General features: G+C 53.1%; 11 protein-coding genes and 1 pseudogene. 7 read left to right on the top strand and 5 right to left on the bottom strand.

The window, feature by feature from the left end; all coding sequences use genetic code 11:
* Window positions 1-100 precede the first annotated feature (100 nt).
* Both JRJ22_RS21180 and JRJ22_RS21175 read right to left on the bottom strand, forming a co-directional pair.
* On the bottom strand, window positions 101-4,336 hold the full coding sequence (locus JRJ22_RS21180; RefSeq protein ID WP_206101373.1) for a sulfite reductase subunit alpha: 4,236 nt from the start codon (window positions 4,334-4,336) through the stop codon (window positions 101-103).
* A gap of 37 nt (window positions 4,337-4,373) precedes the next feature.
* Window positions 4,374-5,606, bottom strand: a complete 1,233-nt coding sequence (locus JRJ22_RS21175; RefSeq protein ID WP_206101372.1) for an MFS transporter — start codon at window positions 5,604-5,606, stop codon at window positions 4,374-4,376.
* A 695-nt stretch (window positions 5,607-6,301) separates the two neighbouring features.
* Here JRJ22_RS21175 and JRJ22_RS21170 point away from each other — a divergent pair.
* From JRJ22_RS21170 to JRJ22_RS21160, 3 genes and pseudogenes are all read left to right on the top strand, one after another.
* Entirely contained in the window at window positions 6,302-6,598 is a 297-nt protein-coding gene (locus JRJ22_RS21170) for a transposase (RefSeq protein ID WP_206101371.1), read from the top strand.
* Between the two features lie 348 nt (window positions 6,599-6,946).
* Window positions 6,947-7,243 carry a transposase gene (locus tag JRJ22_RS21165; RefSeq protein ID WP_206100472.1) on the top strand — a complete coding sequence of 99 codons (297 nt, stop codon included), beginning with the start codon at window positions 6,947-6,949 and terminating at the stop codon, window positions 7,241-7,243.
* Window positions 7,237-8,112, top strand: a pseudogene (locus JRJ22_RS21160) (IS3 family transposase); the annotation flags it as partial. The gene JRJ22_RS21165 and the pseudogene JRJ22_RS21160, both read left to right, overlap by 7 nt.
* Before the next feature lie 317 nt (window positions 8,113-8,429).
* Here the strand turns inward: JRJ22_RS21160 and JRJ22_RS21155 are convergent.
* Window positions 8,430-9,398 carry a bile acid:sodium symporter family protein gene (locus tag JRJ22_RS21155; RefSeq protein WP_206101370.1) on the bottom strand — a complete coding sequence of 323 codons (969 nt, stop codon included), beginning with the start codon at window positions 9,396-9,398 and terminating at the stop codon, window positions 8,430-8,432.
* 181 nt (window positions 9,399-9,579) lie between these two features.
* Between JRJ22_RS21155 and JRJ22_RS21150 the strand changes: the two genes are divergently transcribed.
* Window positions 9,580-10,665: an LCP family protein gene (locus tag JRJ22_RS21150; protein ID WP_206101369.1), complete on the top strand. Its 1,086-nt coding sequence runs from the start codon at window positions 9,580-9,582 to the stop codon at window positions 10,663-10,665.
* A gap of 37 nt (window positions 10,666-10,702) precedes the next feature.
* A complete protein-coding gene (locus JRJ22_RS21145; RefSeq protein ID WP_206101368.1) occupies window positions 10,703-11,668 on the top strand; it encodes an acetylxylan esterase in 966 nt (321 codons plus the stop codon).
* On the opposite strand, the gene JRJ22_RS21140 is transcribed toward JRJ22_RS21145, so the two are convergent.
* Together JRJ22_RS21140 and JRJ22_RS21135 are read right to left on the bottom strand one after the other, a co-directional pair.
* Complete coding sequence (locus tag JRJ22_RS21140; protein ID WP_206101367.1) at window positions 11,628-11,930, bottom strand: hypothetical protein; 303 nt, start codon at window positions 11,928-11,930, stop codon at window positions 11,628-11,630. The genes JRJ22_RS21145 and JRJ22_RS21140 overlap by 41 nt on opposite strands.
* Window positions 11,931-11,942: 12 nt before the next feature.
* Window positions 11,943-12,857, bottom strand: a complete 915-nt coding sequence (locus JRJ22_RS21135) for an AraC family transcriptional regulator (protein WP_206101366.1) — start codon at window positions 12,855-12,857, stop codon at window positions 11,943-11,945.
* 180 nt (window positions 12,858-13,037) lie between these two features.
* Between JRJ22_RS21135 and JRJ22_RS21130 the strand changes: the two genes are divergently transcribed.
* Together JRJ22_RS21130 and JRJ22_RS21125 are read left to right on the top strand one after the other, a co-directional pair.
* Window positions 13,038-15,266 carry a glycoside hydrolase family 52 protein gene (locus tag JRJ22_RS21130; RefSeq protein ID WP_206101365.1) on the top strand — a complete coding sequence of 743 codons (2,229 nt, stop codon included), beginning with the start codon at window positions 13,038-13,040 and terminating at the stop codon, window positions 15,264-15,266.
* Window positions 15,267-15,308: 42 nt separating this feature from the next.
* Window positions 15,309-17,399 carry an alpha-glucuronidase family glycosyl hydrolase gene (locus JRJ22_RS21125; RefSeq protein WP_232380914.1) on the top strand — a complete coding sequence of 697 codons (2,091 nt, stop codon included), beginning with the start codon at window positions 15,309-15,311 and terminating at the stop codon, window positions 17,397-17,399.
* Window positions 17,400-17,403 lie beyond the last annotated feature (4 nt).

Genomic DNA, 17,403 nt, shown 5'->3' with positions numbered 1-17,403 from the left:
ACCTCCTGTGATTAGAGCGCCGTTAGGACGCTAACCTGTAGGTTGATCGTTGCCGGACGATTTTATGCATCTTTTTGCCATATGATTTAACACTTTCTGCTTAATAAACATCCCGCGCATACCGCTTGGATAAGGACATTTCTTTTACATAATGATTCGCTTCATCCGCTGTCATGCCGCCGTGCTGCTGGATAACCATCTTCAGCGCGGCATCTACCTCTTTGGCCATTTGCTGGGCATCTCCGCATACGTAGAAATGCGCGCCTTCTTGAAGCCAGGCCCAGAGCTCGGCTCCATGCTCAAGGATACGGTGCTGTACATAAACTTTGTCCGCCTGATCGCGGGAAAAGGCCGTATCCAGCCGGTGCAGGAAGCCTTCCTTTTGAAGATCCTCAAGCTCCTCGCGGAAATAGAAATCACTTTCCTTCCGCTGTTCCCCGAAGATCAGCCAGTTTTTTCCCTTGGCCCCGGTTGCTTTGCGTTCCTGCAAGAAGCCCCGGAACGGTGCAATGCCTGTGCCCGGACCGACCATAATCATCGGGGCATCGGGATTAGCCGGCGGGCGGAAATGGGCATTCTTTTGAATGAAAATGGGAATGTCCGTATCCTCGGTAGCGAGATCCGCAAGAAAGGTGGAGCATACTCCCTTGCGGGCGCTGCCGTTACTCTCGTAGCGGACAGTGGAAACGGTAATATGAACCTCGTCCGGACTGGCTTTCGGGCTGGAAGAAATCGAATAGAGGCGGGGCTGCAAAGGCTTGAGCTGCTCCATAAGCTCCTGTGCGCTGAGGGGAACCGGAAATTCCTGCAGCACATCGATCAGCTGGCGGCCCCACAGCCATTGCTTGAGCTCCGCCGGGTTCTCATTGTCTAGCAGCTTGCTTAACCGGGCATCCTGAGAGCGGTCACGGATGAAACGGAGCATATCCGGTGTCACCCGGGCAATCTCGAAATGTTGGAGCAGCGCTTCGGTCACCGGCATCTCTCCCTGTCCTTTGACAAGCACCGGAGTAGAGGGATTAATGCCCAGCGTATGCAGCAGCTCGTGGACCAGATCCGGGCAGTTGGCAGGCCACACGCCCAGAGCATCGCCTGCTTCGAACTGGACCCCGGCAGACTTAAGGTCGAAGGCGTAGTGGCGGGTTTCTTTTTCAGATCCGGCCTTGTTCAGGTTCTGCTTGAATAGGAGTCTGGACGATACCGGGTGGTTCCGGTGATATCCGTGCGGTTCTGAACTTGAAGCTACCGGAGCGGATACAGCAAGCTGAGGGGACGAATTACGGCTTGCTTCGGCAGGTACACCGGGCTTCGGGCTGCCTGTAAATCCGCTCAACAGTTCAGAGATATCATTCGTCCAAGCATCCACCTGCTCTTGAAAGTCTGTATCGCAATGGGCACAGTCAAGCAGCCGCTGCGCGCCAAGCTCCGTAAGGCGGTTATCCAGATTCCGCCCGAAGCCGCAAAAGAGATCGTAATTGGAATCCCCGAAAGCGAGCACAGCATAACGCAGACCCTGAAGCTGGGGGGCATTCTCTACCTGAAGGGACTGGAAGAAGCTTTCGCCATTGTCCGGAGGGTCCCCGGCTCCGAAGGTGCTGGCGATGAACAGGGCAAACCGGTTCTTGGCCAGATCGCTCACGGAGTATTGGTTCATATTTACGAGCCGTACATCATAACCGGCTTGCTGTAGCTTCCTGGCGCAGTCAATGGCTGCACCCTCCGCATTCCCCGTCTGTGAAGCCCAAAGAATAGTTACCGGAAGCTTGGCCGCAGCGGTACTCTCCGGCAGCGGGGCAGCCACTGATGGGTCTGATTCTGTTAGCGTTACTGTTCTTGCGTATGCTTCCGCTCCGGTAAGCGGGACGCGGGAGAACATGCCTGCGAGCAGGCCATCTACAAAGAAACGGGTAGGTGCTTCAAAAGGTGCGCTGGACGGAAGAACCGGGATGCCGGAAGCGGACCCGCCAGCCTCGGTGCGCAGGCTGGTGAGGAAGCCGGAGAGATAAGCCTGTTCGTGGCTATCCAGATTCAGGGCTGCAGGGACTTCAATCCCTAGCAGACCTGCGAGTGTGTCGAGCTGCTTCATCGTTACGGCCTCCTCAGGGTGGATGGTCTCAGTGCTGGCTGGCTGTGAAGCCGGACTCTGGTCTTTGGCCGGCGTATGCCGTTCTCCGCCAGGCTGAACTGCAGCCTTGACCAGAGACACCGAACAGAATTTTAACTCGGGCTGCAAGGACATTGGGTCGACGGCATCATTGGTAACATCATTGACAGCCAGCTGAGCTCCAAAGACATCATTCCAGTGAAAAGGGGCAAAGCAGTTGCCGGGGCGCACACGGTCTGAGAGGACCGCCGGAAGAACAGCCAGCCCCCGCCGCGAACGGAGCTCCACTGGCTCCCGGTCTTTAATTCCCAGGACTTCAGCATCTTCCGGATGAATTTCTACAAAGGGTCCCGGATTTAATTTATTGAGCTTCTGGACTTTGCCTGTTTTGGTCAGCGTATGCCATTGATGCTGCAAACGGCCGGAATTCAGCACAAAGGGATAGTCGTTGTCCGGCAGCTCTGCAGGCGGCATATACGGACGTGCCCAGAACACAGCTTTTCCGCTTTCTGTCGGGAACACAAGATCCGGAGAACCTTTATCTGAAGGCTCGTTCTGTGCTGTGCCGCCTTGACGGTTCAGATACCGGATGGGATTCCGGTCGTTCGGCTGATCCGGCGCACTTGGCCACTGAACTGGCGTTTCCCGCAGCCGTTCGTAAGTAGCCCCGCGCAGGTCGTATCCTGTTTTCGGATTCCAGGCTTGCTGGATTTCCGCGTAAACCTCGGCTGAAGAAGAGTAGGAAAAAGCCTCAGCATAACCCATCTCAGCGGCTACCCGAGCGATAAGCTGCCAGTCCGGCATGGCTTCTCCAGGCGGCTTCACGGCCTGCTGCATCAGGGTCAGGTTGCGCTCCGAATTAATCATCACGCCTTCACCTTCAGCCCATAAGGCTCCAGGCAGCAGGATATCCGCATACCGGTTGGTCTCGGTATCCAGGAAGCTGTCCTGGGTAATAACCAGCTCTGCCGCTTCCAGGGCAGCGATGACCTTCCTGCGGTTCGGAACGGTAGCCACCGGATTGGTGCAGATGATCCAGCAGGCTTTGATCTGGCCTGTGATCATGCTTTCGAACATGGAGATGGTACCGGCACTGACATCCGTTCTAAGAGTGCCTTGGGGAATTTCCCACAGCTTCTCTATGAAGCTGCGGTCAGCCTCAGACACCAGAGAACGCTGTCCGGGCAAGCCCGGCCCCATGTAGCCCATCTCCCGGCCGCCCATGGCATTGGGCTGTCCGGTGAGGGAGAAGGGACCGCTCCCCGGACGGCAGATCGCTCCTGTAGCCAGATGCAGATTACAAATAGCATTGGTGTGCCAGGTGCCGTGAATGCTCTGGTTGAGACCCATAGTCCAGCAGGACATCCACTCTGGAGCCTCACCAATCCACTCGGCCGCCTGACGGATATCCGCTTCCGGAATGCCGGTGATTTCGGAGACTTTATCTGGCGGATAATCCTCCAGGAATTCCTCCATGCTCTCAAAGCCCAAGGTGAACCGGGAGATAAATTCCGGGTCCGTATGGCCGTTCTTTACCAGCAGATGCAGCAGTCCGTTAAGCAGGGCCAGATCCGTTCCGGGTCTGATCTGCATGAACAGGTCCGCCTTCTCCGCCGTAGCCGTCCGCCGGGGGTCAACGACAATCAGCTTGGCGCCGTTCTTCACCCGGTCCATCATCCTCAGGAACAGAATCGGATGACAATCGGCCATATTGGCTCCGATCACGAAGAATAAATCGGTCTGATCCATGTCCTGATAGGAACCCGGAGGGCCATCCGCCCCCAGGGAGAGCTTGTAGCCGTTCCCGGCACCAGCCATACACAGACGTGAATTGGACTCAATATTCGGCGTCCGGATGAAGCCTTTGGCCAGCTTGTTAATCAGATACTGGGCCTCCAGCGACATTTGGCCCGATACATAGACGGAGAGGGCATCCGGGCCGTGTTCCTCCAGAATGCTGCGCAGCCGCTTCGCGGTTTCGGAGATGGCTGCGCTGATTTCCATTTTTACAGGTTCAGCCCCCCGGGAGGGGCGGCTGTAGGCATACTCCATCCTGCCGGATTCCGTAATCGCAGCTGCAGCGGTGCTGCCTTTGGTGCACAACCGGCCGAAATTGGCCGGATGCTCCTTATCCCCGGTAATTTTGACTACGCGGTTATCCGATACTTCGAGTATGATCCCGCAGCCAACCCCGCAGTAAGGACAGACGCTTTTAACTTTGTCAGTTGTCATGTGAGTTCACCGCCCCGAAGTTTTCTATACGAGCTGATTAGTAATTTACACCCGACTCTGCCTTCGCCCAGGACTTTCTCCAGGATCTTGTTACAGCGTAGAAGATTAGGGTGGTGAGGAGCACAATGGAACCGACCACGAGAAATCCGGTGACCTGTGAGCCTGTGGACTGCTTCAGCGGGCCCAGGACGTAAGTCGGCAGCAGATATCCGCCAAGACCTCCGGCTGCACCGACAATGCCGGTAATGACTCCGATCTCTCTGGAGAAGCGCTGAGGGATGATCTGAAAGACCGAGCCGTTCCCCATCCCGAGGCAGGCCATCATTACGCTGGTATAGAGCAGCATCACAAGGAATGAACCCGGCATTGAGGCAATGGCAAACGCACATACCGAAATCACACTGTACAAAACAAGCAGCAGACGCATGCCGCCAATCCGGTCCGCAATCCAGCCGCCTAAAGGACGGAAGAAGCTGCCCGCGATAACTGTAATGGTAACCAGGTATCCTACCTGGATTTTGGTCAGCCCGCCGGGGTGTGCGGCGTCGCCGTACACATCGTAGAAGAAAATGCTCGCGTAGTTGGCGAACCCGACAAACCCGCCGAAGGTAATGGCGTAGAACATCGAGAACCACCAGGTATCCGCATGCTTGAAGACGCTGAGGTAATCTTTGAGCGGTTTAGGTGCAGGGGCATTCGGGGCATCTTTAGCTAATATGGCAAAAACAATCATAACGATCGCCAGAGGAATCAGCGCGAGTCCGAATACACTGTGCCATCCGTAAGCCTGGGCGATTTGCGGTCCGAAAAAGGTAGCCAGCGCGGTTCCGCTGTTTCCTGCACCGGCAATACCCATCGCCAGCCCCTGATATTGCGGAGGGTACCAGCGGCTTGCAAGGGACAGCGATACGGCAAAGCTTGCACCTGCGAAACCGAGCAGGAATCCGATCATATGAATCTGCAGCAGGCTGCTTCCGCCAAGCCAGCCCCACAGGAGGGGAATAATGGTGAGGAACATCCCGGTCAGACCCGCTTTTTTGCTCCCGATGCGGTCTGCCAGGATCCCCATTGGAATCCGGAAGATCGAGCCGCCGAGGATTGGGATGGCGACCATGGTTGCTTTTTGGGTATCTGACAATCCGAAGTCCTTGGTAATGTAGAGCGATAGCGCTCCGCACAGCACCCAAATCATGAAACTTACGTCAAAGTACAAAAAAGCTGAGAATAAACTCGGGGCATGACCCGCCTTGCGAAAACTTTTTGCTTCCATTGCTGACATCCTCCTTTTAATAAACCCCAAGTAAGTGAATCGACAAAAAAGGGCCGACTGACAGAACCCGCATACCTGCGGATTGTGTTAATCGGCCCCGTTGCCAATTGCAGCCACGTCATCGTAGCTGACTTTATAAACAAATGTAAGAATGCCGGTACAACAGGCCATCCAGCCACAACATTGTGGGGAGAACCCGTTGTTTCCTTTGTTGACACAATGCTGTGTCGTTGAAATCTTATATTGTCAATATAAATAGTCACACTGAAAATGTCAATAATGATGACATATAAATTTTTATTTATTCATATTTATGCTTTTTTTAGAGCGGATTATTGGATATTGTGTTAGGTATTCTAACATATAATGAAAATTCCAACAAATAAGAGATCAACGACCTGGATTGTCGCCGACCTCTTATTTTTACTAAGCTTAGGCTTTTTTAGCTACGGCCTGCTTCAGCACCTGACCAGTGTGGGGCACCCGAGAATCTGTTGGCGAGAGCTGCGTGCCCGGGTAAAAGTGCCTTTGATATCGGCGCACGCGGGCTGTATGGGGAAAATAGAGGTAAATGTACCTTTGATTTCGCCGTAGACGGGTAGTATGGAGGAATTAATGGTAAAAGTGCTGTTAGTCTTAAAAGTGGACACCCGTTAAAAGCCCAGAGATAATGAGAGTAACGAGGAGGTGTCCACATGAGTGGAACACGAAAAAGCTACAGCGACGAGTTTAAGAAACAGACGGTAAAGTATATCCAAGAGCAGACCAAGACGGTGGCGGAACTGGCCCAGGAGCTCGATATCCCTGCAAAAACCCTACATCAATGGCTAGGAAAATACCGGCAGTTTCAGAGCGAACCTGTGTCCAGTCCGGAAAAGGTTAAAGAGCTCGAGCGTCAGCTGAAAGAACGAGATCGGCAACTGGCCGACTTGGCCGAGGAAATGGAAATTTTAAAAAAAGCAGTGCACATCTTCAGCAATCCAAAGAACTGAGATTTCAGTTTATCGAAGATCACCGCTCCCGGTATTCTGTGGAGAAAATGTAACAGCACCCTCGAGGTATCAAGGAGCGGCTATTACAAGTGGAGAACCGCAAAGCCAAGTCTACAAGCAGCCCGGAAAGCGTTGCTGTGCCAGTGGATTACCTATTATTTACACAATGGTAAAAGTACCTTTGAATTCGGCGCAAGCTGGCAGTATGGAGGAATTAAGGGGAAAAGTACCTTTGATTCCGGCACAGACGGGCAGTAATGAGAAATTAAGGGGAAAAGTGCTGTTAGTCTTAAAAGTGGACACCCGTTAAAAGCCCAGAGATAATGAGATTAACGAGGAGGTGTCCACATGAGTGGAACACGAAAAAGCTATAACGACGAGTTTAAAAAGCAGACGGTAAAGTATATCCAAGAGCAGACCAAGACGGTGGCGGAACTGGCCCAGGAGCTCGATATCCCTGCAAAAACCCTACATCAATGGCTAGGAAAATACCGGCAGTTTCAGAGTGAGCCTGTGTCCAGTCCGGAAAAGGTTAAAGAGCTCGAGCGCCAGCTGAAAGAACGAGATCGGCAACTGGCCGACTTGGCCGAGGAAATGGAAATTTTAAAAAAAGCAGTGCACATCTTCAGCAATCCAAAGAACTGAGATTTCAGTTTATCGAAGATCACCGCTCCCGGTATTCTGTGGAGAAGATGTGCAGCACCCTCGAGGTATCAAGGAGCGGGTATTACAAGTGGAGAACCGCAAAGCCAAGTCTACAAGCAGCCCGGAAAGCGCTGCTGTGCCAGCGGATTACCTATTATTTTCACGATACAAAGGGCCGCTATGGCAGTCCCAAAATCACGATTCTCCTGCAGCGTGAAGGCCATGTAGTCAGCGAGCGCACCGTAGGGAAGTACATGAGAGAGCTGGGTTTCCGGTCCTGTGTAGCAAAGAAATTCCGCGTGAATACGACCGACTCCAACCACGATTTGCCTGTTGCACCTAATTTACTGAACCAGCAATTTTTCACCGAAAAACCGAATCAGACTTGGGTCGCAGACATCACCTATATCCCCTGCCGGGAAGGGCGGATGTATCTCGCCAGCGTGCTTGACCTCTGCACCCGGGAAATCGTAGGTTGGAGGCTGGGCGACCGTATGACCACCGATCTTGTTTTAGGTGCCCTGGACGATGCTTACAAGGCTAAACGCCCCAAGAAAGACCTCATCCACCATTCGGACCGCGGATCACAATATGCCTCTGCCGACTACCGAAAACAGTTGAAGAAATACCGCATGAAGGCAAGTATGAGCCGCAAAGGCAACTGTTACGACAATGCCTGTATTGAATCTTTTCATAGCCTGTTGAAAAAAGAGTTTGTGTACTGTACTCGATTTAAAACAAAGAAACAGGCCTATGAAGAAATCTACCAGTACATTGAATTTTTCTATAACCGCAAACGAATCCACGGCGCTCTGGGCTACATATCTCCGGTCCAGTTCGCCGCGAAATTCAAGCGAAAAGCAGCTTAATTTTGTCTTTTGGTGTCCACTTTCTTGACGGAGGTCCAAAGTACCTTCGATTTCGCCGCAAGTGGGCAGTATGGGGGAATTAAAGGTAAAAATCCCCTTGATTTCGCCACAGGTGGGCAGTATGAGGGAATTAAAGGTAAAAATCCCCTTGATTTCGCCGCAGGCGGGCAATATGGGGGAATTAAAGGTAAAAATCCCTTTGATTTCGCCTCATTCGGGCAGCAGCCCTCTCGGCTCCAGAACCTTAGCCTACAGCGGGGCTTTCTGCTAGACCGAGTTAGAGGCCGGGGGCTTACTCACCGATCCCCGGCCTTCGCTCAAGCCGCTGAAGTGCGGTCGGCTGCCTGATTTACCTTGGAGCGGCGGCCAAGAAGGAAGCCTACCAGCGAAGCGAGCAGCTGCTGAAACACCATGCCTAGTACGACGGGGACGGCGACCGGAGCGGGGAAATAGGACACCGCGAGTACCGCGCCGGCGCTGATATTGCGCATGGCGCCGTTGAAGAGCAGGGCGACTTCATCTGCTTCGTTCCAGCGCAGAAGCCTGGCGATGAGAAAGCAAAGACAATAGCCGGTGGAAGCCATCAGCACAATGACAGCGGCCAGACCAACCAGATGAAGATTGATGTCCGCCAGGTAAGGGGAAATGACGGAGCCGTTAATCATAATCACGGCAGCCATGAACAGTTTGGATAGAGGGTTCAGTCTCGGGCTCCATACGGGAGCGACCGCACCCTTGCTCCATTCATTAAGCACCATACCCAGGAGAGAGGGCACGACAATCATCCAGAAGAGGCTGCTCATCATGGCCCAGGTATCCAGCTCCACACTGGTTCCAATCAGCACGGAAAGGACACCCGGTACGATAAAGGGAGCCAGCAGCGTGTCGATCAGAATAATCGAGAGGGTAAGAGCGGTGTTGCCTTTATAAATGCTGACCCAGATAAAGCTGCTGATCCCCGTAGGAATCACCGCAGCAAGCACAAGGCCGGTGATGGTGAATTCATCCGAGTGGTAGAGCACATTCCCGAGTCCGAAGGCAACCAGCGGCATGGCCAGATGAAGGATAAATAAGCAGGCGAACAGGGGCACGGGCTTTTTGAGCACATTCACAAAATCTTTAAATCCAAGACTGATGCTGCCGGCAAACGTCATAAAAGCAAACAGCCAGGGAGACAAAAAGGTGTAAGGAGTAAGCGCACTGCCGCAGAGTACCCCGGTCAGGACACTCAGCGGAGTGATCAGCGGCATCATCCGGTTAAGCACACGGTTCACAGCAAGAAGCATGTCATGACATCCTTTTTTGGTAAGTTCCTACTATTATACACCTTTTGAAAAAGCCTGCATGTGACGACACCTCAATGATACGCCCCGCATCTCTTCCACTTTTTAGTAAGCGGCTTTACCAGCCTATGGTATAATCATTTACAACTTATAACATTAATGAGAGGGAGCCAGGAGGAAGGGAATGGAGGAGCGAAGCAAGAGAAGGAAAGCACAACGCAGCAAAAAACGTACCCGCAAGACACTGCTTAGTATCTCAGCTATACTTGGTACATGTCTGATCGCCGGAGCTGTCTATGCCGGAACACTGTATTTTAAGGCCGAACGGGCGCTTGACCGGATATCGGCATCTGGGACCCCTCCCGCTGAAACTGCTGGTCCTGCATCACCAGTGCCCGGAGCATCGGCAGATGCTGAGGCTCCGGAGGAAAAGGATGAGAATAAGCCGCTTACCTTTTTACTCGCCGGTGTGGATAATAGAAGCGGCAGCGGAGGGACGCTGAATACGGATGTGCTGATGCCGGTGGTTTATGAGCCTGTTACAAGGAAGCTGTCTATCCTGTCGATCCCCCGTGATCTGAGGATCACAAGCCGTGAGATCGGCTCGCATAAGGCCAATTACTACTATGCCTATTATTACGCACATAACAAGGACGAGGATTTAAGCAAAACAAGAGAGTTCTACGGCAGTATCCTGCAAATGGATATTGAGCATATGATTCTGATTAATTTTGCAGCATTCAGCAGCATCGTGGATGAGCTGGGCGGGCTGGATATCAATGTGCCGATGGATATGCGGTACGTGGATAATGCCGACGGTACTAATATTGACCTGAAAAAAGGGATGCAGCATTTAAGCGGCAAAGAAGCTTTGGATTTCGTCCGTTACCGTAAATCCAACCGGGGAACCGCAGAGTCATCCGATTTCTCCCGTAATGAACGGCAGCAGGAGGTGCTGAACCTCATTCTGGATAAGCTGGATTCCGTGAGCGGAATTGCCAAGTGGGGGGAGATTATCGATATTCTGGGCGATAATATCCGTACCGATATTAGCAAGGATCAGCTGATGAGCTGGATTCTGAATTATAACTCCATGAAGCCTGCATCCAGTGAACTGCTCACTCTGGAATCGGAATGGAAGAGCCCGTACGCGTACGCGAATGAAGAGGATCTGGTGGAGAAGCTGCAGAATTTACGCACCCCGCTGGGATTGCCTGCGCTTGATACTCAGGAGCTGCTGCATGATTTTGGCATCACAGAACTTAATTAGCTGAAGATTGTAAATAAGCATTAGGGGAGTAGAGAACATGGGTTACCTGGAGGATATTACGAAGGAATTATTCAACTATAAGCCGGAGCTTACCCGGCAGGAGGACTTTGACCAGTTTTGGGAGGAAACCATTTCCGAGGCTAGGGCAGTTCCATTGAATAGCAGCAGACAAAAAATAACCTATCCCATTGAGCAGGTAAGCGTATATGAGATCAGCTTTGACGGGATGGATACAACGCCGGTGTACGGGTGGTATATTGTTCCTGATTTCATGCAAAAGGAGAAGTACCCGTGCCTAATCCATTATCACGGATTCAACGGCAGCCGGGGGGAGCCCTCCGAGTTCATGCACTGGGTATTGATGGGTTTTGCTGTGGTGTCGATTGATTGCAGAGAGCAGGGCGGACGCACCGGCAGCCGGGCCCCCTCATCCTGGGGATACTCCATGAACCTTGCCAGTAAAGGTGCGCGCAGCAAATATGAGTATTATTACCGCTATCAATATATGGACTGTATGAAGGCGATCGATTTTGCCTGCACCCAGCCGGAAGTGGACCCTAAGCGGATTGTCGTTGAAGGCGGCAGTCAGGGCGGGGCTTTGACGATGGCAATGGCCGCGCTGGATGACAGGCCTGTAGCAGCGCTCGCAGATGTTCCGAGCAACAGTAATCTGGTGCGGAGAATAGAGGGTGAGCATGGCGCGTTTGCCTCTGTAGCCGACTATCTCCGCCGGCATCCGGAAGAACTGGATCTGGTGATGAATGAGCTGAGTTATTTCGATACGATGAATATGGCCGGGCGGATTACCTGCAAGGTGCTTGCCTCCGTAGGCCTGAAGGATGAGACCTGCCCGCCGGAGATGTATTTTGCCACCTATAACCGGATTACCGGGGAGAAAGATATCAATATTTATCCGTTCAACGCCCATGAGGGCGGGGGAGCGATTCAGACCGAGGCCAAGCTTAAATCGCTGAAACAATGGTTTCCGGAGTGGTTTCTCTAAGCATAGAAACTGGAACTGTACACCGCCGGCCATGATCCATCCGGAGTGAAGCTTCTCTACGATCATCATTCCAGCCGTAGGTGGATAACCCTCGGCAGTTAAGCTTGGCCGAACCCAGCCGGTGCCGCCCTAATGTATGAACGGCTGATTCTGCCGGATTCAAGCACCGCTGCAATAGCCCCGCCGGATATTGTTCCGGCGGGTCTTTTTGTGCAGCTATCAAGTGGTTTGCCGGCAGACGAACAGGTCTTTTCCTTACCATTACCATCAGGACTTATCTGTGTTCCCGGCCCGATTCCCGGTACTCCCTGGGAGATTTGCCGTACCAGCGTTTGAACTGGCGGCTGAAATGAGCGATATCGCGGTAGCCGAGCAGGGCAGAGATCTGGCTGACCGGTAGCCGCAGATCATCCAGCAGCACCTTGGCCTCATGAAGCATCTGCTGGGAGAGGAACTCCCGGGGGGAGAGACCGAACACCTGCCGGAATACCCGGTAGCAGTGCGAGGAGCTGATGCCCAGCTCTGCAGCAATATCATCGACGCCAAGCGTCCGGTCTTCCTGTACATCGTGTTTGAACTGCTGGTAGACAAGTCCCTGGAGCCGGCTGCGGATCTGGTGGGCAAGCTCTACCTTCTCATAAGTAGCAGAAGCATGCAGATTCGCCTCAATCGAGAACGCCTCCCACAGCTGGCCGAACAGGTCGAAGACCGCGGACTGCAGCATCATCCGCTGAGACATGGTAATATCCCCATGGATTGTAGTTGAAATGTCCACCAATTTGCTTAGGGGAGGCGTGAGTTTATGCGCAATGGGGCTTGCCGCGGTAAAGAGCATATGATTCAGCCGGCTCAGCAGCGAGATCAGAAGCTTGTCATCGATGTCAAAATGAATGCAGAAATAGGTGAACGGCTGGCCGTTGCCACTCTGGCTGGAATGGGAGTCTCCGGGTCTGAGCAGGACCAGATCCCCGGCCCGCTGCGTATAGCTGCGGTTATTGACGTTCATCCGCTGCTCCCCTTCAAGCACATAGTTGAATTCGTACTGCGGGTGGGCATGAATTGGATAATTCCAAGCACCGCTTACTTTCCTCAGATGCATGCCGAACAGGTTCAGCGTAGTTTTTACGTCCGGTATAATCGTTTCACTGATGCTTTCTCCAAGTGCAGGCGGCATAAAAGCTGAAGCCATGAGCAGTTCCCCCTTGGTTTATCTAGTTCAATGGTTTATCTATTAGTATAGCTGACATTAGCTTGATTTGGGTAAATTATTGCTTGATTTGACAATGTTCCCTCCGGGTAGCCCGTGGTAGGATAAGGAAGTACCATCAGGCAAATCGATCCTAAACGTACGAACCGGGAAGGAGTCATTATGACAAAATCTAATCTGTTCTATAATGTCCAGCATTCACCGATAGGTGCTTTTGCAAGCTTCACTTTAGGTTTTAAAGGCAAACATGGGGGACTTGGACTGGAGCTGGGTAAACCGGCTGACCAGAATGTGTATATCGGATTCCAGTCCGCAGACGGTGCAAGTTACGAGGCGCTGCCTTTTTTCGATCAGGTCGAGGATGCCGGCGCCAGATACGATATAGAAAAAGCGGATGAAACCGCAAAGGAATTGCAGCAGGGACTCCCTGTTCCGCCGGGCGAGAATGACGAAGCTAAGACAAATGGATCCCATCAGCCGTCCGGCGTACTTTTGAAAGCGTTTCAAGACCATGAAATCAGCAGAAAACTTGGGGCAGCGACTGATACCTGGCAGGCGGGTGACCTGACTTTTCAATTGTACTCCCCTGTCCGTCCGGTTCCTGACCCGGCCGCTGCTGATGAAGCTGCGCTCAAGGCAGCCCTGCTGCCGGCAGTCTTCGCCGAGCTTACACTGGACAATACAAAGGGTACTTTTGCGCGAAAAGGCTTCTTCGGTTATGAAGGCAGCGATCCCTACAGCTCCATGCGCAGACTCAGCGACACCAGCGGAGGGGCTTTTCAGGGAATCGGACAAGGCCGGCTGATGGCAGTTGCCTGTGACGCTGAGGAGGTCCAGTCTGCACTCGGGTTCACGATGGAGAAGATTCTGGAGGCTAAGCTTACGCACAACCTGGCATTCGGACTGGGCGGCACAGGCGCCGTGTTGATGGAGGTTCCTCCGGGGGAGAAACGGACATACCGTTTTGCCATCTGTTTTTACCGGGGCGGATTGGTGACCACAGGAATCGATGCCAGCTATGCATATACCCGTTACTTTAACAATATTGATGCCGTGGCCGGCTATGCGCTGGAGCATTTTGATGAGCTTACCGGTTCCTGTTCAGCAGCGGATGCATGGATTGCCTCTGCGGGGCTTACCGGAGATCAGACCTTTATGCTCTCGCATGCGATTCACAGCTATTATGGCAGCACTCAGCTTCTGCACGACGGGGACCGGTACATCTGGATCGTGAATGAAGGTGAATACCGAATGATGAATACGCTGGATTTAACGGCGGATCAGCTGTTCTTTGAACTGGTAATGAACCCGTGGACGGTGCGCAATGAGCTCGAATTGTTCGTAGACCGCTACAGCTATGAGGATAAGGTTGTCTTTCCGGGCGGAAACGAGGAGTACCCCGGAGGGATCAGCTTCACTCATGATGTCGGCGTCGCCAATGTATTCTCGCGGCCGCAGTATTCCGCTTATGAGCTGGCCGGGCTGGATGACTGCTTCTCTTATATGAGCCATGAGGAGCTGGTCAATTGGCTGGTCTCGGCGCTCGTCTACATCGAACAGACCAAAGACCGTGATTTTACCGATAAAATGCTCCCGACACTCCGTGCCTGCTTTGACAGCATGCTGAACCGCGATCATCCGGACAGCAGCCAGCGCAACGGCCTGATGGGTCTGGACAGCAACCGTACCCAAGGCGGTGCCGAAATCACTACCTATGACAGCCTTGATACCTCGCTTGGGCAGTCCCGCAATAACATTTATATGGCAGGAAAATGCTGGGCGGCCTATGTGGCGCTGGAGAAGTTCTTCGGACAGGAAGGACTGGCTGAACTGGCAGCAGAGGCAGGGCAGCAGGCCGTGAAGTGTGCCGCTTCGCTATCTTCCCAATTAAACAGTGACGGTTATATTCCTGCTATTATCCATGAAGACAACCAATCCTGTATCATTCCGGCGATTGAAGGACTGGTCTTCCCGCTCTTCACCGGCTGCGGAGAAGCGCTCGATCCCGGCGGCAGATTCGCGGAGTATCTCAGCGCGCTGAATACCCACCTCCATACGGTGCTGGTTCCAGGCATCTGCCTGTTCGAGGACGGAGGCTGGAAGCTGTCGTCCACAAGCAATAACTCGTGGCTCAGCAAAATCTATCTGTCCCAGTTCATCGCCCGGGAGATTCTGCAGCTGCCCTGGGAGGAAAGCGGACTTGCGGCTGATGCTGCGCATGTGAACTGGCTGCTGCATCCCGAGCTGTCCTACTGGTGCTGGAGTGACCAGATCTTATCCGGCCTGATAGGTGGAAGTAAGTATTACCCCCGCGGAGTTACAGCAATCCTCTGGCTCCTGGAAGGTACGGGCAGCAGATCGCTGACGGACTGCAGAAAAGCCAATAGCTAGGTAAATCCTACACTCAGGTAAAACACAGGAGGAGTCTTCCAGATGATGAAAGAATCCAATGAGCATCATGTTTCGATCGAAGATCATGGTTACGGCGCCTGGCTGGGCTATCCGGCACTGCCACAGGGCAGGCTGCAGGAGCAATATGTAAAATGGTGCGGAGCGGTGAGCGTTACGGAAGCTGATGATACGGTTCAGGCTGCACTGGCGGAATGGAGCAGGGGCATCGAAGGTATGCTTGCTATCCGGGTCCAGGCGGATCATAAGTTAAGCTCCGGCAATTTAAGGGTTGCCATCGGCACCTTCGGGGGCGGGAATGCGCTGATCCACAGTGTGTTTAGTGAGGCTGACATTCGCAAGGTGGAACGTGAAGGATTCGCCATCCGCACGAGTGCAGATCATCACTGCATTGCTGTAGGAGCCGCTTCGCCGGCAGGTGTTCTCTATGGAGTGTTTCACCTGCTGCGCCTGCTCGGCACATTGCAGGAGATTGAGGAACTCGATATAACCTTGAATCCGGTAAACGGGCTTCGGATGATTAATCATTGGGATAACTTTGACGGCAGTGTAGAGCGGGGGTATGCGGGGAGATCCTTCTTCTATGAAAATAACCGGTTTAAAGGGGATATGGGACGGATCCGCGACTACGCTCGGCTGATGTCCTCGACCGGCATCAATGCCATCGCGATCAATAATGTGAATGTCCATGCCCTGGAGACGCTGTTTATTTCGGATTATTTGCCCGAGGTGGCAAGCATAGCTGATATATTCAGGCTGTATGGCATCCGGCTGTTCCTGAGCGTTAATTTTGCCGGACCGATGCATGAAGGGGAAGTGGGTACAGCTGACCCGCTCGATCCGGGCGTGCGCAGCTGGTGGCAGCGCAAAGCGGCCGATATTTACCAGGCGATCCCCGATTTCGGCGGCTTCGTGGTCAAGGCGGATTCGGAGAACCGTCCGGGACCGTTCACGTACGGGCGCGACCATGCCGATGGTGCGAATATGCTGGCGGAAGCCCTAGAGCCCTATGGCGGAATCGTCATCTGGCGCTGCTTTGTGTACAACTGTAAGCAGGACTGGCGTGACCGCAAGACAGACCGGGCGAGAGCGGCCTATGATCACTTCAAACCGCTAGACGGCAAATTCAAAGACAATGTCATTCTGCAGATCAAGAACGGGCCGATGGATTTCCAGGTCCGGGAACCGGTATCCCCGCTGTTCGGGGCGCTGGAGCGGACTAATCAAGTGATCGAATTCCAGATTGCCCAGGAATATACCGGCCAGCAGCGCCATGTCTGTTACCTTGTCCCCCAGTGGAAAGAGGTGCTGGAATTCAATACGTATGCCAAGGGGGAAGCTTCTCCGGTTAAGCATATTGTAGACGGCTCGCTGTGGGGCAACCGGTACAGCGGGATCGCGGCGGTGTCCAATGTTGGCAATGACTTGAACTGGACCGGCCATCTGCTGGCCCAGGCTAATCTGTACGGATACGGCCGTCTGGCCTGGAATCCGGAGCTGAGCGCGGAAGAGATTGCCGGGGAATGGATCGCTCTTACCTTTGGCAAAGATCCGACAATAGCAGCTGTGATCAGCCGGATTCTGCTGGATTCTTGGGAGATTTATGAATCCTACACAGCTCCGCTCGGCGTGGGCTGGATGATCAATCCGGAGCATCATTACGGGCCGAATGTGGACGGCTATGAATATTCCCAGTGGGGGACGTACCATTATGCTGACAACCACGGGATCGGAGTCGACCGGACCGTGAAGAGTGGTACAGGCTACAGTTCCCAGTATATCGGCAGCAATGCTGCACGGTATGATTCGCTCGAGGAATGCCCTGATGAATTGCTGCTGTTCTTCCATCATGTTCCGTATACCCATGTGCTCCATTCCGGAAAAACGGTGATCCAGCATATTTATGATACTCATTTTGCTGGCGCAGAACGTGCGGAAGAGCTGGTCACCTTATGGAGCAGCTTGCAGGGGAACCTCAGAGAGGATCTGTATGTGCAGGTGGAGGAGCGCCTCAAAGGGCAGGCCGCTCATGCCAAGGAATGGCGCGACCAGATCAATACGTATTTCTTCAGAAAGAGCGGCATTATGGATGCAAGCCAGCGGATCATCTACTAAAGAG

The sequence above is a fragment of the Paenibacillus tianjinensis genome (genome assembly GCF_017086365.1).
Lineage (GTDB): Bacteria > Bacillota > Bacilli > Paenibacillales > Paenibacillaceae > Paenibacillus_AQ > Paenibacillus_AQ tianjinensis.
The sequence above is the reverse complement of the archived record's forward strand: the minus strand, read 5'-3'. Positions and strand labels throughout refer to the sequence as shown.